Source organism: Modestobacter roseus (assembly GCF_007994135.1).
Classification (GTDB): domain Bacteria; phylum Actinomycetota; class Actinomycetes; order Mycobacteriales; family Geodermatophilaceae; genus Modestobacter; species Modestobacter roseus.
Map to the genome: position 1 here is coordinate 3,887,742 of NZ_VLKF01000001.1, position 19,973 is coordinate 3,907,714.

Sequence of the window (19,973 nt, forward strand, 5' to 3'; positions counted from 1 at the left end):
CGGTCGGTCAGTTCTGTGGCTGGCGCTGGATGAAGTCCGCCATGCCTGGCACCGTGAACGCCACAACGCCGTGCTCGGGGGCGTAGATCAAGCCCTTGGCGATCAGACTGGCCCGGGCCGGTCCGAGGCTGCTGGCTCGCTTGCCCAGTCGGACTGCCACCTCGCCTGATGAGCTACCGCTGTCGCCGTCCAGGGCCATGGCTCGCAGATATGCCTGCTCTGCGCGCGTCGCTCGGTCCCAGCGGGCTCGGAAGAAGCCGACATCCAGCGTCGTGCGCCCACGGGCCGCGCCTACCTTCGCATCAGAGATGGTGATGGTGGGGCCAGCGGCTTCGTTCCAGGTGTCCTGGCCGAACTGCTGGATGAAGTACGGGTAGCCGGAAGTCTCTTGGACGATGAAGCGGACGGCATTGTCGTCCCAGAGAACTCCCTCGTCCTCTGCAGGCTTGGTGATGGCTTCCCAGGCCAGGGAGTCGTCCAGGTGCTCAATCTGGGTGAAGTGGAACAAGCGCTCGGAGTACGACTTCGCTTCGGCGAGAACGCGCGGCAGGCTCGGCAGCCCTGTCAGAGCGAACAGGAGTGGCCAGCCGAGCTGGCCAGCTTGATGCGCGGCGGAGCAGACGGCCGTGAGCTCTTCCCGACTGAGGTCTTGTGCTTCATCAATCAGGATCGCGAGACCGACGCCCTCTTCCGACGCAGCAGCCGCCAGGTCTTTCAGTAGCTTGCCGAAGTCGGTTTCCAGCAGGCCGGTGTCGGCGCCCCCTCCGGCTGTGCCCGTGAGGTCTAGGCCGAAGTTCCACGTACCGGTGGCGTCGTACGAGGCCTTGAAACTCAGCATCGTCTTGAGCGCCTTGAGGAGCTTCGCTCCCGCGTTGGGCCGAGCCAGGTCAGCCACGGGGTCATGAAGTGCTTCGCCCAGCAACTGGCGGAGCGACTTGTCGGTGCCTGCTTCGACCCTTGCCGCGATCCAGTCGCGCTCGTGGGCCAACTTGTAGAACTCGGTCAGCAGGACGGTCTTACCGACCCCGCGGAGCCCGTACATGGTGAGCGACTGGGAGGACCGGCCGCCTTCGAGTCGGTCTAAAGCGACACGCCACGTGGCGAGCTGCGAGTCGCGCCCGACGAGGGCTGCCGGCGGTCGGCCAGCCCCGGGTGCATAGGGGTTGTTCACGGGGTTCATCCGAGCTCCTAGTAAAGTCTTGCCGAGTATAGCGAATCGCAATACCAGGAAAGACTTTGCTAGCTCAGGCGGTGAGGACGACGGGCAGGTCGGCGAGCCCGCGCATCACGAACTCCGGACGGCGCTGCGGCCGCGCGCCGAGCTCCAGCGACGAGGTGCGGGACAGCAGTGCGCCGAAGGAGGCCTGCAGCTCGACCCGGGCCAGCGGCGCGCCGATGCAGAAGTGCACCCCGGCGCCGAAGGAGATGTGCGGGTTGTCGGTGCGCCCGACGTCGAGGGTGTCCGGGTCGGTGAAGACGCGCGGGTCGCGGTTCGCGCTGCCCAGCAGGGCGGCGATCTTCTGCCCCTGCGCCACGGTGACCCCGCCGATCTCCACGTCGGCGGTCGCGGTGCGCTCGAACAGCTGCAGCGGCGAGTCGAAGCGCATCAGCTCCTCGATCGCGGTGGGCAGCAGGGCGGGGTCGTCCCGGAGGCGCTGGAGCTCCGCAGGGTGCTCCAGCAGGGCCAGCAGGCCGTTGCCGCTGACGTTCACCGTCGCCTCGTGGCCGGCGTTGAGCAGCAGGATGCAGGTGGTGACCAGCTCGTCCTCGGTCAGCCGGTCGCCCTCGGAGTCGCGCACGGTGACCAGGTGGGTGAGCAGGTCCTCGCCCGGGGTGCGGCGGCGTTCGGCGGCGAGTTCCCGCAGGTAGGCGACGAACTCGGCGGCGGCCCGCTCGGCGTCGTCCTCGACGGCGGTCGTCCGGCCGTACTCGTACATCTTCACGATCGCGTTGGACCACGGGCGCAGCAGCGGCCGGTCGGCGGACGGGACGCCGAGCAGCTCGGCGATGACGGCCACCGGCAGCTCCTCGCTCATGCCGGACAGGACGTCGACCGGGGTGCTGCCGCCGGAGCGCGCCACCAGCTGGTCGACCAGGCCGTCGGCCAGTTCCTGCACCCAGGGCCGCAGCCGCTCGACGTGGCCGCGGGCGAACGCCGTGCTGATCAGCCGGCGCAGCCGGGTGTGCTCCGGCGGCTCCATCTCCAGGATCGCGTTGCGGTGGATCAGGTTGAACTGGCCGAACCGCTCCGCGGGCGCCTTGTCCCGCCAGATCCGGCCCAGGCGGCGGTCGCGCAGCACGGCGTTGGCCTCGGCGTGGGTGAACGCCAGCCACATGCCCAGGCCCGCGTCCCACTGCACCGGCGCCTGCGCCCGGGCGCGCGCGAACGTGGGGTAGGGATCGGCGACCACGGCCGGGTCGGCCAGGTCCAGGGGGGTGGCAGCCAGCGTCACTGGAGTGACTCTAGTGAGGGTCGGTGGCCGGCGTTCCCTACCCTCGCAGGCATGGCCCGTTCCGCATCCCGCAGCCGTCCCGCCGCCGCCCCGGCCGCCGACGGCGAGATCAACCCGAAGGCGCCGTGCCCCTGCGGCTCCGGCCGCCGCTACAAGCACTGCCACGGCTCCGGCTACGCCGCGCCGGTGCGGCGCCCGTTCGAGGGGCTCGCGGGCGAGGCCGACTGGGTCGCGCTGCGCGAGCTGGTGCCGGCCGCCACCGGGAAGCTGCGCACCACCGACGGCCGGGACGTGACGCTGGCCAGCGTGCTGCCCGGTGGCACGCCCGCGCTGGTGCGCGCCAACGAGGAGATCCTGCTCGGCGTCCAGCTGCCCACCTCCTCCGACGACGTCAGCCGCGACCTGGGGACGGCGCTGGCCGCCGCGCTGCAGGCCCCGGCCGGTGCCCCGGTCGACCCGGGTCCGATCGGCGCCGCCGGGTCCGCGGGTCCGCGACTGCAGGAGCTGCTGGACACCAGCGCGCCGCTGCAGGTCACCGTGCACGACGACTTCGGCTTCTGGCTGGAGGGTGCCGAGCCCAACCCGGCCGCCCAGGCCGGGCTGCGGCAGGCCAACGAGATGATCATGCCCACCGTCCGGCTCGAGGGGCTGGAGGCGGCCTACTGGTGCCGTCCCGCGGTCGACCGGGCGCACGTGCGCTGGGTGCGGCCGGAGGCCGAGGAGCCGCTGCTGGACGCCCTCGCCCGGCTGGCGGCCGCCGGCGAACTGGGGCTGGGGGAGGGCACCAAGTACGCCGGTGCCTTCCGGGCCCTGGGTCTCGTCGTCCCGGTGTGGGACGTCCCCGCCGACGTGCCCGGTGCCGACTGGGCCGGCCCCGCGGCCGAGCTGCAGACCCGGCTGGAGGCGGCGCTCGCCGTCGGCACCCCGCTGACCGCCGACGAGCGGCGCGCCCGCGCCGGGCTCCTCTCCCGCCAGGTCACCCTGCGCTGACGCACGGTGCCGCCGCGGTCCCGGACCGCGGCGGCACCGGTGGGCATACCGTGGTGGCCGCACGGCACGGCTGAGGAGGAACGGACATGCACGACCACGGTGGCATGGGCATGCACCTGCCGGAACTGCCGCCGACGACCGGACGGGTGCTGGCCCTCGACCTGGGCGCGGCCTCGCCGGTGGCCTGGCTGGCCGTCCTGCTCGCCGTCGCGTACGGCGTCGGCCTGTGGCGGCTGCACGCCCGTGGCGTCCGCTGGTCGCCGTTGCGCACCGCCTCCTGGCTGGCCGGCTGCGCCGTCACGTTCTACGTGACCGCCAGCGGGCTGCAGACCTACGGCATGGGGATGTTCAGCCTGCACATGGTCCAGCACATGGTGCTGAGCATGATCAGTCCGCTGTTCCTGCTGCTGGGCGCGCCGGTGACCCTCGCCCTGCGGGCACTGCCGGCGTCCCCCGGAGCGTCGGGGATGCCGCGGCGGCTGCTGCTGTCAGCCCTGCACAGCCGGCTCGGGCAGGCGGTCGCCTCGCCGCTGTTCACCGTGCCGCTGTTCATCGTCAGCCTCTACGGCCTGTACTTCACGCCGATCTTCGACGACCTGATGGCGACGACGGCCGGGCACACCTTCATGCTGCTGCACTTCCTGGTCACCGGGCTGCTGTTCTTCGGTCCGATCCTGGCCATCGACCCGTGGCCGCGCCGCTCCGGGCACGGCGCCCGGATGCTCGAGCTGCTGCTGCCCGCGCCGTTCCACGCGTTCTTCGGTGTGACCGTGATGATGAGCAGCGGGATCCTGCTGACCAGCTACGCGAACCCGCCGGAGTCCTGGGGGATCGACCCGCTCTACGACCAGGCCGCGGCCGGGGGCATCGCCTGGTCGTTCGGGGAGTTCCCGACCGTGCTGGTGCTCGCGGTGGTGTTCTTCTCGTGGACCAGGTCGGAGGAGCGGGCCAACCGCGCCGCCGACCGGGCCCGTGAGCGGGCCATCGCCCGCGGGGAGAGCGGCGACGACCCGGCGCTGGTGGCCTACAACGAGCGGCTGCGCCGCCTCGCCGCCCAGCAGCCCTGACCTCGTGCTGGCACTCGTGCACCCTAAGGTGCGCGGGTGCCGTTCACCCTGGCCCACCCTGCTGCGGTGCTGCCGTTGCTGCGCACCCCGCTGGCGCCCTCCGCACTGGTCGCCGGGTCGGTGGCGCCGGACCTGCCGTACTACGCCTCCCTGCAGTGGCTCGGTGGCGACTACAACCTGACCCTGACGCACGAGTGGTCCTCCGTGCTGTGGCTCGACCCGCTGATCGGGTTGGTGCTGCTCGCCGCGTTCCAGGTGCTGTTCAAGCGGCCACTGCTCGCGCTGCTGCCACCTGCCGCCGCCGGGCGGGCGGTCCCGGCCGCCCGGGGTTCCGCTGGCGCAGCGCGGCGGCGTCGGCCTCGATCGCCGGGTCGCTGGTGGTCGGGGCGGCGACCCACGTGCTGTGGGACGACCTGACCCGCGCGCCGGGGCCGCCCTGGTCGCTGCGCCTGGAGGTCGCCTTCACCGTGCTGGGCGGTGCCGCGCTGCTGTGGTGGCTGGTCCGCTGGTGGCGGGCCACCCCGCCGCGCCCGGTGCCGGACGGCGTCCTGGCGCCCCGGCGGGTGCGCACCGCCGTCCCCGCGCTGCTCGCGGTGGTGGCGGTGCTGGCCGGGGTGGTCTCGGGAGTCCGGAGGCTGCCGGAGTTCCGGGAGGCCTACCGGCTCGACGCGACCGTGGACTGGGCCGGGGTGGCCGAGGCGGAGCTGCGGACGTTCCTGGTCGACGGCGGGACGGCGCTCCTGGTGGCGCTGGTGGTTTACGCCGTGGGCTGGCATCTCGTCCGGCTGCGTGCCGCGCCCGTCACCCTGGGGTCCTGAGCGGTCAGGAGGGGCGGCGGGTGCGGGGGTGGTCGGCGGCGACCAGCGCCTCGACCAGATCGGCGCGGGCCCGCGCGACCCGGGAGCGGATGGTGCCCACCGGGCACCCGACCACCTCGGCCGCCTCGGCGTAGGGCAGCCCGATCAGCTGGGTGAGCACGAACGCCTCGCGGCGTTCGGGGTCGAGCCGGTCGAGCACGTCCTGCGCGGCGACCGTGCCGCCCACCACGTCGGCGGGGGCGTCGCGGACCAGGTCGCCGAGGTCGGTGTCGTCCTCGACCAGCACCAGCCGGCGGCGCTTCTTCGAGCGCAGGTGGTCGGCGCACACCCGGCGGGCGATCGACAGCAGCCAGGTGCGCACGCTCGAGCGGCCCTCGAACCGGACCAGCGCAGGCAGTGCCCGCAGGTAGGTCTCCTGGGTGAGGTCCTCGGCGACCTGCCGGTCGGCCAGGTGGGCGCACAGCCGCCACACCTCGGCCTGCGTCTCGCGCACGAACGCCGCCTGCGCGGCGCCGTCGCCCGCCGCCGCCCGGGCCGCGAGCCGCTCCAGCTGCTCCACGACCACCCTCCGGGAACCGCACGACTGTCGGCGACGACTATGCCAGTCGTGCGGTGTGCTCCCTTTCGTGAGGCGATCTCGGCGGGTCTGGACGGCGAGGACCCCGGCATGCCCCAGCGCTGGGTCGACGAGCACCTGGCCGGCTGCGCGGCGTGCCGCGGCTGGGCGGAGGCGGCCGCGGAGGTGACCCGGCGGGCGCGACTCGTGCCCGCCCCCGCGGTGCCCGACGTGACGGCGGCGGTGCTCGGCCGGCTGCCCGCGGCCCGGGCGCGGCGGAGCTGGGTGGACGCCGGGCTGCGGGTGGCGCTGCTCGCCGTCGGCGCCGCGCAGCTCGCGGTGAGCCTGCCGGCGTTCCTCGGGGCGGGCAGCGGGGCCGCCCCGGTGCACCTGGCGCACGAGACCGGCGCCTGGAACCTCGGGCTGGCCGCCTGCTTCCTGGTGGTGGCCGCCCGCCCCCGGCTGGCCGCCGGCGCGCTGCCGTTCCTGCTCTCCTTCACCGCGGTGCTGGCCTGGGTGACCCTCGCCGACCTCGGTGCCGGGCACGTGCACGCCGCCCGGGCCGGAGCGCACCTGCTGCTGGTCGGCGGCGCCGTCCTGGTCAGCGCCCTGGCGCTGCGCGCCCGGACCCCCGGCCCCGGGCCGCTGGGCGCCGTCCGCGAGTGGACCGGCCGGGTCACCTCCCGGGCCGGTCGCGACGGGGTCGGGACGACGGTGCGCCGGGTTCCCGCGCGTACCCTGCCCGCCGACCCCGTCGCCGAGCAGCGGGCCGCCTGACCTCGTCGGCGGCCGTGATCACCTCGCACCGAGCGGGGCCACCCGGGCGGGATGACCCCGCCGGCGCCGAGGTGGTCAGCGCCGGCTCAGAGCCGCTGCCCGCCGGAGACCTCGATCCGCTGGCCGGTGATCCAGCCGGTGCTCCCGGTCAGCAGCGCCGCCACGGCCCCGCCGACGTCGTCGGGCAGCCCGGCCCGGCCCATCGCGGTCATCCCCGCGACGGCGGCGTTGACCTCGGGGACGTCGCGGACGGCGCCGCCGCTGAAGTCGGTCGCGATGGCCCCGGGCGCGATGGTGTTCACCGCGATCCCCCGCGGGCCGAGCTCCAGGGCGAAGTAGCGGGCCAGCACCTCCACGGCGCCCTTCACCGCGGCGTAGGCGCCGTAGCCCCCGGCCAGGGTGAACCGGGCCAGCCCGGTCGAGGTGAACAGCACCTTCCCGCCGTCGGCGAGGAGCGGGAGCAGCGCCTGGGTCAGGAACAGCGGGCCGGTGAGGTGCACGGCCACCAGCGCGTCCAGCTCCGGTTCGGTGGTCTCGGCGAGGGGGCGGTGCAGGCCGTGGCCGGCGTTGTTCACCAGGTGGTCGATCGTCTCCCGGTCGAAGTGGTCGGCCAGGGTGCGCCGCAGCTCGGTGACGAAGGCCGGGAAGCCCGCGGTCGTGCCGGTGTCCAGCTGGAGGGCGGCGGCCCGCCGTCCGGTCGCCTCGATCTCGGCGACGACGGCGGCGGCCTCCTCGGCGCTGGACCGGTAGGTGAGCACGACGTCGACGCCGGCCCGGGCCAGGTGCAGGGCGCTGTTCCGGCCGAGGCCGCGGCTGCCGCCGGTGATGAGGGCGAGAGGGGTGGTCATGGGGGCTCCGATCTGTTAGCGGTTTGATTAGCGGTGCTATTCCGTTGTAGCACGCGACCGTTAACGGCGCTACCCGCAATGTGCAGGCGGCGTGTTAGCGTTGCTACATGAGCAGCCCGACGACGCGCGAGCGGATCGTGGACGCGGCCCTCCGGCTGCTCGACGAGGGCGGCGTCGACGCGATGTCCACCCGCGCGGTCGGCGCCGCCGCCGGGGTGCAGGCGCCGACCATCTACCGCCTCTTCGAGGACAAGCAGGGGCTGCTCGACGCGGTGACGGAGCGGCGGTTCGCGGAGTACGTCGAGCAGAAGACGACGCGCGAGCACGCCGAGGACCCGGTCGAGGACCTCCGGCGGGGCTGGGACCTGCACGTCGGGTTCGGCCTGGCCAACCCGGCGGCCTACGTCGCGATCTACGGCACCCCACGGCCCGGCGGCCCCTCGCCGGCGGTCCAGCGGTCGACGGAGATCCTGCTCGGCATGCTGCGGCGGATCGCGGCGGCCGGCCGGCTGCGGGTCGACGAGCACACGGCCGCGCAGCTGGTGCACGCCGCCGGCCTCGGGGTGACGCTGGTGCTGATCAGCACCCCGGCGGCCGAGCGCGACCCGCGGTTCGCCGACGTCGCCCGGGAGGCGGCCATCGCCGCCGTGACCACCGACCCGCCGGCCGACGTCCCCGGGGCGCCGCTGCCCGCTGCGGCGCGGACGCTGCGCGCTGCGCTCCCTGCCGTCGACGTCCTCAGTCCGGGGGAGAAGGTGCTGATGGGGGAGTGGCTCGACCGCATCGGGCCCCCGGGCGACTGACCGCGGCGGGACACCCGGCGTTCACCCGGCGTCCCTACGATCCCCGGACCATGCCGACCCCCCGACGCAGGTCCGGCCGGTGACGGGCGCGCTCGCCCGCCGGCTGGGCACCGGCGACGCCGTCGTCATCGGCCTGGGCTCGATGATCGGTGCCGGGGTCTTCGCCGCCTTCGCCCCCGCTGCACGGGCCGCCGGCGCCGGGCTGCTGATCGGGCTGCTGCTCGCCGCCGTCGTCGCCTACGCCAATGCGACCGCCTCGGCCCAGCTCGCCGCGCAGTACCCCCGTTCCGGTGGCACCTACCTCTACGGCCGGGAGCGGCTCGGCCCGTGGTGGGGCTTCCTCGCCGGCTGGGGCTTCGTGATCGGCAAGACGGCGAGCTGCGCGGCGATGGCGCTGACCTTCGCCGCCTACGCCGCCCCCGAGGGCTGGCAGCGCCCGGTCGCGGTGGGCGCCGTCGCCGCGCTGGCCGCGGTCAACTACCGCGGCATCACCCGCACCGCCCGGCTCACCCGGGTGATCGTCACCGTGGTGCTCACCGCGCTGACCGTGGTGGTGCTGGCCAGCCTGGTGGGCGGGTCACCGACGTGGTCACGGGTCAGCCCCTGGGACGGCGCCAGCGGCGGCTGGTACGGCGTCCTCCAGTCGGCCGGGCTGCTGTTCTTCGCCTTCGCCGGCTACGCCCGGATCGCCACGATGGGCGAGGAGGTGCGTGACCCCGCGCGCACCATCCCTCGGGCGATCCAGCTGGCCCTGGGGCTGGCGGTCGTCGTCTACGCGGTCGTCGCGGTCACCCTGCTGGCGGTGCTCGGCCCGGACGGGACGGCGGCGACGGCGGCGCCGCTGGCGGCCGCGGTCGACGCCGGCAGCTGGTCGTGGGCGGCGCCGGTGGTCCGCATCGGCGGCGCGGCCGCGGCGCTGGGCGCCCTGCTCGCGCTGATCGCCGGCATCGGCCGCACCAGCCTGGCGATGGCCCGGGAGCGGGACCTGCCCGGGTGGCTGGCCGCCGCGCACCCGCGGTACGCGGTGCCGCACCGCGCCGAGGTGGCGCTCGCCGTCGTCGTCTGCGTGCTGGTGCTCACCGTCGACCTGCGCGGCGCGATCGGGTTCTCCTCCTTCGGCGTGCTGCTCTACTACCTGGTCGCCAACCTGTCGGCGTTCACCCAGGCGCCCCCGCACCGGCGGTTCCCGCGGGCGCTGCAGGTGGTCGGGGCGGTCGGCTGCGTCGTCCTGGTGGTCACGCTGCCGCCGAGCGCGGTCGCCGTCGGCGTCGGCGTGCTCGCGGTCGGCGTCCTGGGCCGGCTGGCGCGCCTGTCGCGGGGCGGCCGGACCGGCGACCTGGTTGAGTGATCATGTGACGAGACGTCTGGCGGCCGTGCCGCTCGCCCTCCTCCTCCTGGCCGCCGGCTGCACCAGCTCCGGGGAGGACGACGACGCCGCGGCCTCGTCGAGCGCCCCGGCCCGGGAGGTCTCCTGGGGCGCCTGCGACGTCGACGTGCCGGCCGGTGTCGACCTGGAGTGCGGCACCCTCGAGGTGCCCGCCGACCGCACGGACCCGGACTCGCCGACGATCGAGCTGGCCTTCGGCGTCGTCGCCGCGGCGGACGACGACGCGGCCGCGGACCCGCTCGTCTACCTCTCCGGCGGCCCCGGGCAGGGGACGCTGGACCTGGTTCCGGTGGCGTTCGGGCAGCTGTACGAGCCGCTCGCCCAGGACCGGGACCTGATCCTCCTCGACCAGCGCGGCACCGGGCTGAGCGAGCCGTCGCTGGCCTGCGACGAATACAGCTCGTGGGTGCGGGAGTCGCTGGGGTCGGCCGAGCCGGTGGAGGAGCTGGCGGCCCAGGCCGCTGCCTCGCTGGAGGAGTGCCGGCAGCGGCTGGTCGACGAGGGGGTGGACGTCGCCGACTACGACAGCGCCGCGTCCGCCGCCGACCTGGACGACCTGCGCCGCGCGCTGGGCCACGAGGAGTGGAACCTCTACGGGATCTCCTACGGCACCCGGCTGGCGCAGACCGCCATGCGCGACACCCCTGACGGCATCCGCTCGGTGGTGCTCGACGCCTCCTACCCGATCGACGCCGACCTGTACGAGGAGACGCCGGGGAACGCGGTCCGGGCCCTGGAGGCGCTGTTCGCCTCCTGCGCCGCCGACGCCGGGTGCGCCGAGCGGTACCCGGACCTGGAGCAGACCGTCACCGACCTCGCCGCGGAGCTGGACGCCGCCCCCGTACCGGTGATCGTCGTCGACCCGACCACCGGGGAGCGGGTGGAGAGCCCGCTGGACGGCGCCGGCCTGATCGGCTTCCTGTTCCAGAGCATGTACTCCACCGAGCTGATCCCGTTCCTGCCCGAGGTGGTCGACGCCGCGGCGAACCAGGGGGAGTTCGGCACGATCGGCCTGCTGCTCGGCGCCTCCGCGCAGCAGCTGGACCTGGTCAGCATCGGTCAGCAGCTTGCCGTGCAGTGCCAGGAGGAGGTCAGCTTCAGCGACCCGGACGCCGTGGCGGACGCCGTCGCCGACAACCCGCTGGTGGCGAGCTTCTTCGACAGCACGCCCACCATGGGGCCGGGCATCTTCGACGTCTGTGCCAGCTGGGGCGCGGGCGAGCCGGGAGACGGCGAGAACGAGGCGCTGGACAGCGACCTGCCCACCCTGGTGCTGGCCGGTGAGCTCGACCCGATCACCCCGCCGCGGTGGGGCGAGCAGCTCGCCGAGGAGCTGGGGAACAGCGTCTACGTCGAGTTCCCCGGCACCGGGCACGGATCCGTGGGCACGCACGAGTGCGCGGCGCAGCTGACCCGGGAGTTCCTGGCCGACCCGGGCAGCGAGCCCGACACCGCGTGCGTCGACGACGTCGAGGCGCCCGCGTTCACCGCCGAGGGCGTGCAGGTGGAGATGACGGACTGGGAGAGCGAGGAGCTGAGCGTCTCCGGCGTCCGGCCGGACGGGTGGGCCGAGGTGGTCCCCGGCGCGTTCCAGCAGTCGCCGCTGGTCACCCTGGTGCAGCAGGTGGCCCCCGGGGCCACGGCCGACCAGGTGCTCCAGCAGCTGGCCGCACAGCTGGGTGGCGCGCCGCTGGAACCGGTGGACCGGCTGGAGACGGAGTCGGCCACCTGGGACCTGTACCGGGTCGACGACCTCGGCCAGCGGGTGGACCTCGCCCTGGCGGAGTCCGACGCCGGGCTGGCCGTGGTGCAGCTGACGTCGAGCCCGGCGCGCAGCGACGTCTACCGGGAGCAGGTCTTCCTCCCCGCCGTCGAGGCCTTCGCCCCGGGAGCCTGACCCCTTGTCCTCGGCGCGTGCTGCTGTGGTTGCCGTAGCGCCGGGTGGCCGGGTCGTCCCGGACGACCCGGGCTGGATCGGTGTGGTCCTCACCGTCCTCGCGTTCGGTGCCATGGCCGTGATCGCTGTCGTCCTGTGGCGCAATCGGCGATGAGCCCACGAGTGGCCGCGCCCGCGGAGCGGCGGATGCGTCAGGCGCCACCCGCGCCACCCGCGCCACCCGCGCCACCCGGTCGAGGTATGCGCGTTCGCGAGTTGGACCTGGAACAGTTGTGCTGGCGATAGTGTTTCGTGGACAGCTGGTCGAGGGAGGGCGCGTGGAGAGGTCGGTCGCGGACGCCGCCGCTGCCCTCGGCGTCGCCGAGTCGCGCGTCAGACAGCTGCTCCAGTCCGGGCGGCTCCGTGGTCGGAAGCTCGGCTCCATCTGGCTGATCGACAGCGGCGAGATCGAGCGCGCGAAGCGGGAGAACGGCGTCCCTGGCAGGCCGCTGGCCCCGCGTATCGCCGCCGGCGTCCTGGACCTCCTCGACGGGGGCGCCGCGCCGTGGCTGAACCGGGCTGATCGGAGCCGGGCTCGAGTGCACGCCAGGCAGCTGGCCGGCGCCGATGCCCGACGCTGGCGGGCCGCCCTGCGAAAGCGCCACGAGCGCATCCTGTGCCTCGCGCACCCGGCAGCGCTGCCCCGTCTGGCCGCTGCAGCACAGGTCGTCCGGGCAGGTCCGGTGGCGGCGGCAGCCGCCGGGGCCGACGTGGTGGCCGTCGGGGCCGCGCTGGAGGTCTACGTCCCGGAGGCGATCTGGTCAGACCTGGCCCGACGCCTGGCGATCCGGCAGGACGTCGGCTTCCAGGCTGCCAACCTGGTCGTGCGGGTGCCCGTCGACGTGTGGCCGTTCGCCGACGAGGCCGAGGCGCGTCCGGGACTCGCGATGCTCGCCGCCGACCTGCTCGACTCCGGTGAGCCGCGTGCGCTGAGTGCCGGCGCCCAGGCGCTCAACGGGCTCGCGGGCCGGCTACCCGCCAGTCGACGGGTACGGGCATGACCGCGTCGCCCCAGCGAGTCGTGCACCTGCCCACCCTCGGCGCTCCGGTCGACCTGCTCTGGCACGTTCTCCTGGACCTGGCCGACGCGCTGCCCGACCAGTGGACGCTCGTCGGCGGCCAGATGGTCCTCGTCCATGCACTGGAGCAGCGGACCATGCCCTCGGTGGTCAGCCAGGACGGCGACGTCGTCGCCGACGTCCGGGCAGCCCCAGAGGTCCTTCCCCGCATCGCTGCTGCGCTGGCGATGGCGGACTTCGTCCCGGACATCAGCGCCGAGGGCGTCGCCCACCGCTTCGTCCACCCCGCCGAGCCTCGCCCGGTCGTCGTCGACGTCCTCGCACCCGAAGGGCTCCGGCCGGACACACCGCTGTACACCGTCCGTCCTGGTCGGACGATCCAGTCACCTGGTGGGACGCAGGCGCTCATCCGTACCGAGCCGGTCGAGATCCACCATGAGGGTCGCGTCGGCACGATCCCCTGCCCCTCGCTGCTCGGCGCGATCGTGATCAAGGCAGCGGCGTGCGGGCTCGGCGGCGACGTCAGCCGGCATCATCGCGACCTGGCCCTCTTGCTGTCCCTCGTCGCGGACCCCTTTGCGATGGCGGATCAGATGACGTCGAAGGACCGGCGCCGCCTGCATCGCGTGGCTGCCTTGCGGGACGACACCCATGCCGCGTGGACTCTCCTGCAGCAGGGGCAGGCCGCAGCCGGACGGTCGGCCCTCGACGTCCTCATCGCCACCGACGCCTGATCGACCGGCTGGTCAGACCAGCGGCTCGCGCAGCACCGGGCAGGACATGCACCGGGGGCCACCGCGGCCGCTGCCGAGCTCCGACCCGGCGATCGCCAGCACCTCGATGCCGGCCTTCTCCAGCGCCGCGTTGGTGACGGTGTTCCGCTCGTAGGCCACCGCCAGCCGGGGCGCGAGCGCCAGGGTGTTGTTGCCGTCGTCCCACTGCTCGCGCTCGGCGGTCACCGGGTCCAGGCCGGTGTCGATCACCCGCAGCCGGTCGATGCCCATCGCCTCGGCGGCGGCGTCCAGGAACGGCCGGGGCCCGCGCACGGTCAGCTCCACCGTGTCGGCGTCGTCGGGCAGCTCGTCGCTGGTGACGGTCCACGCGCGCAGCGAGTCGGCGACCGCCGGGTACATGACCATCGCGTCGACGTCGACCATCGTGCAGATCGTGTCCAGGTGCATGGTCGCCCGCTCCTGGGCGATCGGGACGACGAGCACGGTGTGCGCCAGCCCGCGGGCGAAGACGCGCCGGGCCAGCCGCTCCGCCCCGCCGGGCGTCGTCCGCTCGCCGACGCCGACGGCGACCACCCCGGGCGCGAGGAGCAGCACGTCGCCGCCCTCCAGGTGCTCCAGGTGCGCGCCGTAGAGCTGCTCGGCCCCGGCGAACCGCGGGTGGTGGGTGTAGACCGCCGTGGTCAGCGCGCTCTCCCGGGCCCGGGCCGGCATCGCCAGCGAGGTCACGGCCACCTGCCCGCCGACCCACACCGAGGAGTCGCGGGTGAACATCAGGTTGGGCAGCGGGGGGACGACGAAGTCCCCGCGGTCCATCAGCTGGTAGGTCAGGCCCCGGCCGCCGCGCAGCTCGTCGTGCGCCACCCCGGCGATCAGTGCCTGCGCCAGGTCGTCCGGCGCCAGCCCGCCCAGGTGGGCGGTGGTCGCGTGCTGCAGCGTGGCGCCCAGCCGCGGGTCGTCGACCGCCTCGGCGATCACCTCGTCGCGCGCGGCGGGCACCGCCATCACCTCGGTGAGCAGCCGGTGCAGGTGCAGCACCTCCACCCCGCGCTCGGTGAGCGCGGCGGCGAACGCGTCGTGCTCCTCCTGCGCGCGGGCCACCCACGGCACGCCGTCGAAGAGCAGCTCGTCGTTGTTGCGCGGGGTGAGCCGGCGCAGCTCCGCGCCCGGCCGGTGCAGCAGCACGGTGCGCAGCCGGCCGACCTCGCTGGTCACCGAGCAGGGGGCGGTCATGCGGTCGAGCCTCGCCGATCACGGCGTCCGCGGCCAGCCCGGAACGGGTGACCCTGCTGGTCGTGGTCCACTACCGGCGTGACGCCGGTCGACCCGCCCCCTCCGCCGCCCACGCCCGGCGGCCAGCCGCGCTGGCTGGTCGTGCTGCTCGCCGCGGGGCTCTCGTTCCTCGTCGCCGCGGTGCTGCTGCTGGTCCTCCAGCTGGCCGGCGTCGACCGGATCGGGTTCCTCGGGCTGCTGCTGGTGCTCATCGCGGCCGCCGTCGCCGGGGGGTACGCCACCCGGGCGGTGGCGGGGCGGCTGCCCCCGGTGGGCCGGCGCCCGCGCGGCTGACCGGTTCAGACCGCGGCCGGCCCGGACCGGGCCCCGACGCGCGCGAGGTGGCGCTCCGCGGTGGACACCTGCCAGGGCGAGCCGACGGCGCGCCCCTGGCGTGCCGCGGCGCGCCACGACTCGACCGCGGCCGGCAGGTCGCCGCACCGCTCGACGAGCCGGCCCATCAGCTCGTCGTAGGAGCCGAGGCTGAACGCCGGGGTGCCGAGGACGGCCTGGCGGCCGCGGAAGGGCGCCAGCGCGGTGAGGGCGGCCTCCCAGGCCCGCGGGTCGTCCAGCAGCAGCGCGGACTCACCCTCCAGCAGCACCACCACGTCCGACGCCCAGTCGCGCACCGCCGAGCGGCCCCAGCGGCGGCGCAGCCGACGGGCCTCGTCCGGTGCGCCGGACTCCGCCGCGGCGATCACCGCCATCTCCCGCAGCAGCGGGCTGCCCTCGTCGCCGGTCTCGACCAGCAGGTCCAGCACCGTGTCCAGGCGTCCCTCGGGGCGGCGCAGGGTGAACTGGTGCGCGGCCCAGGCGTGCCGGGCGTGCGGGGTGACCACCCGGAAGAGCTCGTAGGCCTCCCGCGTCAGCTCGTCCGCGGCGGGTGTGTCACCACGCAGCCAGGCCGCGCCGGCCGCCTGCCACAGCACCTGGGGGCGGACCTCGGGCCCGGAGAGGGACAGCGCCAGCCGCCGGCCCGCGCCCTGGTCGGCCTCGAAGCCGGCCCGGTCGCCCAGGTGCAGCCGGATCGCCGCCCGGTGCAGCCGGGCGAAGAACTCGGTGCGGCGCGGGAGCCCGCGACCGGCCAGCGCGAGCGCCTCGTCGGCCGCCGCCAGCCGCAGCTCCGCGGCGCCCGGGCGCCCCCAGACGGCCAGCCCGTAGTTGTTCAGCGTCCGGCCGAGCAGCTCCGGGTCATCCAGGCGGCGAGCGAGCGCGACCGCATGCCCGGCCGACCGGGGGCCGCGCTCGAGGTCCTCGCTGAAGGCCAGCTCCACTCCGAGGGTGCCGAGCAGCCGGGCCCGGCGCCGGTCGTCGTCCAGGGTGGACCGTTCCGCCGAGGGCTCGTCGGCGAGCAGCTCCTCCAGGACGGCGACCATCTCGGCGTCGACCACGCCGTGGGGGCGCCAGTTCCACAGGGTGACCCCGCCCCACACCGCGGCCGCCTCGCCGAGCCGCCGCCGGTCACCGAGCTCCCGGGCGCAGGAGATCGCCTCGGCGACCACCGACTGGGCGTCCAGCAGGTGCCCGCTGCGCAGCAGGTCGTCACCGAGGGTGATCAGCAGGTCCAGCCGCCTCCCCGGGGTCTCCGGACGGTCCGTGACCAGGAGGTCCAGCGCACGGCGGGTGTGCCCCGCCGCCTCGTCGTGCGCCAGCCGCGCACGGGCGGCGTCGGCGGCGGCCACCGACGCGCGGATCGCCGGGTCGGGCCCGGTGACCGGCACCGCCTCGACGTGGTGCCGGGCCAGCCGCTCGGCGAGTGCGGCGGCGGCCGGACCGGTGACCCCGGCGCGCTGGCGTTCCAGCGCCGCCGCCACCCGGGCGTGCAGCCAGGCGCGCAGCACCGGGGTGAGGTCGCCGACCACGACCTCCTGCACGAGCGCGTGCGTGAACCGCCAGCTCCACGGCGCGTCGCCGGGCACGACCAGCCCCATCGCGACCGCCGTGTCCATCGCCGTCAGCACCTGGTCGGTGGCGGGGCCGGCCGCCTCCAGCAGGTCGAGCGGGGCCTCGCGGCCGATCACGGCCGCGAACTGGAGGACCTCCTCGGTGCTGTCCGGCAGTCGGGCCAGCCGGGTCCGGAGCACGTCGCGCACCGAGGGCGGCACGGGCACGCGGTCCAGACGGCGGCCGTGCCCGCCCATCCACCGGGACAGCTCCACGACGAAGTAGGGGTTCCCCCCGGTGCGGTCGTGCACGGCCGTGGCGAGCTCGCGGTCGCTCGCGGTGCCCAGCTGGGCGGTGAGCAGGGCGCCGACGTCGTCGGTGCCCAGCCCGCCGAGCACCAGCCGGGTGAGCGCCGGCTCGCGGCCCAGCCGGGACAGCAGCTGCTCGACGGCGGCCGGCAGCAGCTCGCCCGTGGTGCGGACGGTGAGCACCAGCAGCAGCGGCGACCGGGGGAGGTGCCGGACGAGCAGGCCCAGCAGCACGAGGGTCGTGGTGTCGGCGGCCTGCACGTCGTCCAGGACGACGACGACCGGCGTGGACCGCGGTGCGCCCGTGGCCGCCACCAGGCGGGTGCGCAGTTCCTGGAACAGGCGGAACCGGGCGGCGTCGGCATCGGCCTCCTCGGCGCCGGCCGGGCTGAGCTCGGGCTGGTCGAGCTGGTCCAGCGCCTGGGTCCACGGCCACAGGGCGGGGGCCCCGGGCTCGTCGGCGCAGCGGCTCCAGGCGACCGGCCAGCCCCGCCGTCGCGCCCGGTCGGCCACGGCCTCGGCGAGCCGGGTCTTCCCGATCCCCGCCTCGCCCTCGACGAGCGCCACGGCCGGGCGTCCCGCGGCGACCTGACCGAGCAGCGTCTCCAGCCGGGACAGCTCGGCGGCGCGGCCGACCAGCGTCTCCTCCTCCGGCGGGGGGTGCGCCACGTGCGGAGCCGGCAGCTCCGGCCGGGGAACCCGGGACTGCAGGGCGGGGTCGTGCCGGAGCACCGCCCGCTCGAGGTCGCGCAGCTCCGGGCCCGGGTCGATGCCCAGCTCGGCACGCAGCAGCCCGGCGCAGCGCCGCACCGCGGCCAGCGCGTCGGCCTGCCGGTCGGCGAGGTACAGGGCCGCGACCAGCCGGGCCCACAAGCGCTCCCGCAGCGGGTGGTCGGCCACCAGCTGCTGGAGGTCGGCCACCGCTGCCTCCGGCCGGCCGACGGCGACCAGGGCGTCGCACCGGCGTTCGCGTGCCCGCACCCGCAGCTCGGTCAGCCGCTGCCGCTCGGTGACCGACGACGGGGAGTCGGTCAGCTCGGCCAGGGGCGCACCGCGCCAGAGCGCGAGGGCCCGGTCCAGCAGCTGCACGCCACCGCCGGGGTCACCCGCGGCCACCGCCCGGTCGCCGCGGTCGACCAGGTCGGTGAAGCAGGTGAGGTCGACGTCCGCGGGAGCGGCGTCCAGCAGGTAGCCCGGCGGGCGGGTGAGCAGCACCCGCGGTGGTTCGCGCGGCGCCCGGCCGGGCTCGAGGAGGCGGCGCAGCTGGGCGACGTAGGTCTGCAGCGTGGCCGTCGCGGTCGCCGGGGGCTCGTCGCCCCACAGCGCCGCCACGATCCGGTCGACGGGGACCACCCGCCCGGGCTCGGCGAGCAGCAGGGTCAGCAGGGCGCGGGGTTTCGCGGCGCCCACGTCGACGAGGTGGCCGTCGTCGTCGGCCACCTCCAGCGGTCCCAGCACCCGGAAGCGCACGGCGGGCAGCATGGCAGCGGGAGGCCGCGCTGCACAGGGGCCTGGGACGTGACTGGAGCGGGCGGTACAGCGGGGCTCCAGTTCGGCTCCAGTGCGGGGCGGGACGGTGTGCGCCGTCCGAACCACCGCCGCGGTGACCCGCGGCCACCTGCGAGGAACCCGATGAGCATCGCCGAACACCCCCAGTCCGACTCCGCAGCCGTGCGGCTGACCGTCCCGCCCGACGCCGCGGCCCTCGACGCCCTGCGCGCCCGCGTGCACGGGCCGGTGTACCGGTCCGGTGACGAGGGGGCTGCCGCGGAGGCGGCCTGCTGGAACGTCGCCGTCACCCACCGGCCGGCCGTCGTCGTGGGCGCGACCTGCGCCGCCGACGTGGCCGCCGCGGTCGCCTGGGCCGTCGAGCACGACCTCCCGGTCGCGGCCCACGCCACCGGGCACGGTCCGGTGCACGCCGCGGTCGGCGGGCTGCTGATCTCCACCCGCCGGATGCAGGGGGTGGCCGTCGACCCCGTGCGCCGGGTCGCCCGGGTCCAGGCCGGGTCGAAGTGGGCCGCGGTGCTGGCCGCCACCGAGGAGCACCGGCTGGTGCCGCTCGTCGGCTCCTCGTCCGACGTCGGGGTGGTCGGGTACACCCTCGGCGGTGGGGTGGGGCCCTTCGCCCGCCGGTACGGGTTCGCGGCCGACTCCGTGGTCGCCGTCGACCTGGTCACCGCCGACGGCGAACTGCGCCGGCTGACCGCCGACGAGGAGCCCGAGCTGTTCTGGGCGGTGCGCGGCAGCCGGTCCAACCTGGGTGTGGTGACCGCGCTGGAGATCCAGCTGTTCCCCGCGGACGAGATCCACGCCGGTTGCGTCTTCTTCGCCGGGGCCGACGCCGCCACCGTGTTGCACACCTACCGGCAGTGGGCGCCGGCGCTGCCCGAGGAGGTCACCACCTCGGCGTCGGTGCTGCGCCTGCCGCCGCTGGAGACGTTGCCCGAGCCGCTGCGCGGCCAGCTGGTCGTGCAGGTGACCTTCGCCGCCACCGGTCTCGCCCCGGAGCGGTGCGCGGAGCTGCTGGCCCCGATGCAGGCCGCCGGGCGCATCCTGCTCGGGCACGTCGGGCGGATGCTGCCCACCGAGCTGGACGCGGTGCACATGGACCCGGTCGACCCGATGCCCACCTGGGAGCGGGGTGTGCTGCTGCGCGAGCTGACGGCGGGGACGGTGGACGCGCTGCTGGCCGCCGCCGGCCCCGGCGTCGACGTGCCGCTGGTCTCCGTGCAGCTGCGCCAGCTGGGCGGCGCCCTCGCCCGGCAGCCGCGCGTGCCCAGTGCGGTCGCCGGCCGGGACGGCGCCTGGGGGCTGATGGTCATCGCCCCGGGTGTCCCCGAGCTGGCCGACGTGGTGCCGGTCGTGGTGCGCGGGGTGCTCGGCGCCGCGGAGCCGTGGCGGGCGCCGGGCGGGTTGCTGAACTTCCTCGGCGCGGTCGACGGCCCCGACGACGTCGTCGCCGCCTTCCCCGCCGAGGTGGCCCAGCGGCTGGTGGCGGTCAAGCGCCGGGTCGACCCGCGCGGGGTCTTCACGGCCGGGCACGCGCTCACCGCGCGGAGCTGACCCGAGCGGCCGGTCGGGTGCGGGGCCTGCCCCCTCCCGCACCCGACCGGCAGCGGTC

Annotated in this window: 18 protein-coding genes; 12 read left to right on the forward strand and 6 right to left on the reverse strand. The window is 75.4% G+C overall.

What is annotated here, in order from left to right:
- Positions 1–7: 7 nt before the first annotated feature.
- A complete protein-coding gene (locus JD78_RS18650; RefSeq protein ID WP_153361441.1) occupies positions 8–1,180 on the reverse strand; it encodes an ATP-binding protein in 1,173 nt (390 codons plus the stop codon).
- A gap of 64 nt (positions 1,181–1,244) precedes the next feature.
- The gene (locus JD78_RS18655) at positions 1,245–2,453 is read right to left on the reverse strand and encodes a cytochrome P450 (protein WP_153361440.1); all 1,209 of its coding nucleotides are present in this window, start codon (positions 2,451–2,453) and stop codon (positions 1,245–1,247) included.
- A 51-nt stretch (positions 2,454–2,504) separates the two neighbouring features.
- Between JD78_RS18655 and JD78_RS18660 the strand changes: the two genes are divergently transcribed.
- The 4 genes from JD78_RS18660 to JD78_RS21810 all read left to right on the forward strand — a co-directional run bounded on the left by JD78_RS18660 (position 2,505) and on the right by JD78_RS21810 (position 5,328).
- Positions 2,505–3,443 (forward strand): DUF5926 family protein, encoded by a 939-nt coding sequence (locus tag JD78_RS18660; RefSeq protein ID WP_153361439.1) that lies wholly within the window; start codon positions 2,505–2,507, stop codon positions 3,441–3,443.
- A gap of 86 nt (positions 3,444–3,529) precedes the next feature.
- Positions 3,530–4,510 carry a cytochrome c oxidase assembly protein gene (locus tag JD78_RS18665; RefSeq protein WP_153361438.1) on the forward strand — a complete coding sequence of 327 codons (981 nt, stop codon included), beginning with the start codon at positions 3,530–3,532 and terminating at the stop codon, positions 4,508–4,510.
- Between the two features lie 36 nt (positions 4,511–4,546).
- Positions 4,547–4,927, forward strand: coding sequence for a DUF4184 family protein (locus JD78_RS21805; protein WP_208104154.1), 381 nt, complete (start codon positions 4,547–4,549; stop codon positions 4,925–4,927).
- Positions 4,888–5,328 carry a phospholipase C/P1 nuclease family protein gene (locus tag JD78_RS21810; protein WP_208104155.1) on the forward strand — a complete coding sequence of 147 codons (441 nt, stop codon included), beginning with the start codon at positions 4,888–4,890 and terminating at the stop codon, positions 5,326–5,328. Before JD78_RS21805 ends, JD78_RS21810 begins: the two co-directional genes overlap by 40 nt.
- Before the next feature lie 4 nt (positions 5,329–5,332).
- On the opposite strand, the gene JD78_RS18675 is transcribed toward JD78_RS21810, so the two are convergent.
- Complete coding sequence (locus tag JD78_RS18675; RefSeq protein WP_153361436.1) at positions 5,333–5,887, reverse strand: sigma-70 family RNA polymerase sigma factor; 555 nt, start codon at positions 5,885–5,887, stop codon at positions 5,333–5,335.
- Positions 5,888–5,926: 39 nt separating this feature from the next.
- Between JD78_RS18675 and JD78_RS18680 the strand changes: the two genes are divergently transcribed.
- Entirely contained in the window at positions 5,927–6,661 is a 735-nt protein-coding gene (locus JD78_RS18680; RefSeq protein WP_153361435.1) for a zf-HC2 domain-containing protein, read from the forward strand.
- An 86-nt stretch (positions 6,662–6,747) separates the two neighbouring features.
- Here the strand turns inward: JD78_RS18680 and JD78_RS18685 are convergent, their stop codons facing one another.
- A complete protein-coding gene (locus JD78_RS18685) occupies positions 6,748–7,509 on the reverse strand; it encodes an SDR family NAD(P)-dependent oxidoreductase (RefSeq protein WP_153361434.1) in 762 nt (253 codons plus the stop codon).
- Between the two features lie 107 nt (positions 7,510–7,616).
- On the opposite strand from JD78_RS18685, the gene JD78_RS18690 reads away from it, so the two are divergent.
- From JD78_RS18690 to JD78_RS18710, 5 genes are all read left to right on the forward strand, one after another.
- Positions 7,617–8,312, forward strand: a complete 696-nt coding sequence (locus tag JD78_RS18690) for a TetR/AcrR family transcriptional regulator (RefSeq protein ID WP_153361433.1) — start codon at positions 7,617–7,619, stop codon at positions 8,310–8,312.
- A gap of 79 nt (positions 8,313–8,391) precedes the next feature.
- On the forward strand, positions 8,392–9,660 hold the full coding sequence (locus tag JD78_RS18695) for an APC family permease (protein ID WP_153361432.1): 1,269 nt from the start codon (positions 8,392–8,394) through the stop codon (positions 9,658–9,660).
- A 4-nt stretch (positions 9,661–9,664) separates the two neighbouring features.
- Positions 9,665–11,596, forward strand: coding sequence for an alpha/beta hydrolase (locus JD78_RS18700; protein WP_166521295.1), 1,932 nt, complete (start codon positions 9,665–9,667; stop codon positions 11,594–11,596).
- Between the two features lie 317 nt (positions 11,597–11,913).
- A complete protein-coding gene (locus tag JD78_RS18705) occupies positions 11,914–12,636 on the forward strand; it encodes a helix-turn-helix domain-containing protein (protein WP_153361430.1) in 723 nt (240 codons plus the stop codon).
- Positions 12,637–12,656: 20 nt separating this feature from the next.
- On the forward strand, positions 12,657–13,388 hold the full coding sequence (locus JD78_RS18710; RefSeq protein WP_166521296.1) for a hypothetical protein: 732 nt from the start codon (positions 12,657–12,659) through the stop codon (positions 13,386–13,388).
- A 12-nt stretch (positions 13,389–13,400) separates the two neighbouring features.
- Here JD78_RS18710 and JD78_RS18715 read toward each other — a convergent pair whose 3' ends face one another.
- On the reverse strand, positions 13,401–14,618 hold the full coding sequence (locus JD78_RS18715) for an arginine deiminase (protein ID WP_153361428.1): 1,218 nt from the start codon (positions 14,616–14,618) through the stop codon (positions 13,401–13,403).
- 78 nt (positions 14,619–14,696) lie between these two features.
- Here JD78_RS18715 and JD78_RS18720 point away from each other — a divergent pair, with 78 nt between their 5' ends.
- On the forward strand, positions 14,697–14,951 hold the full coding sequence (locus tag JD78_RS18720; RefSeq protein WP_153361427.1) for a hypothetical protein: 255 nt from the start codon (positions 14,697–14,699) through the stop codon (positions 14,949–14,951).
- Positions 14,952–14,956: 5 nt separating this feature from the next.
- Here the strand turns inward: JD78_RS18720 and JD78_RS22695 are convergent, their stop codons facing one another.
- Positions 14,957–18,319, reverse strand: coding sequence for an ATP-binding protein (locus JD78_RS22695; RefSeq protein ID WP_166521297.1), 3,363 nt, complete (start codon positions 18,317–18,319; stop codon positions 14,957–14,959).
- A gap of 162 nt (positions 18,320–18,481) precedes the next feature.
- On the opposite strand from JD78_RS22695, the gene JD78_RS18730 reads away from it, so the two are divergent.
- Complete coding sequence (locus tag JD78_RS18730; RefSeq protein WP_153361425.1) at positions 18,482–19,915, forward strand: FAD-binding oxidoreductase; 1,434 nt, start codon at positions 18,482–18,484, stop codon at positions 19,913–19,915.
- Positions 19,916–19,973: the final 58 nt, after the last annotated feature.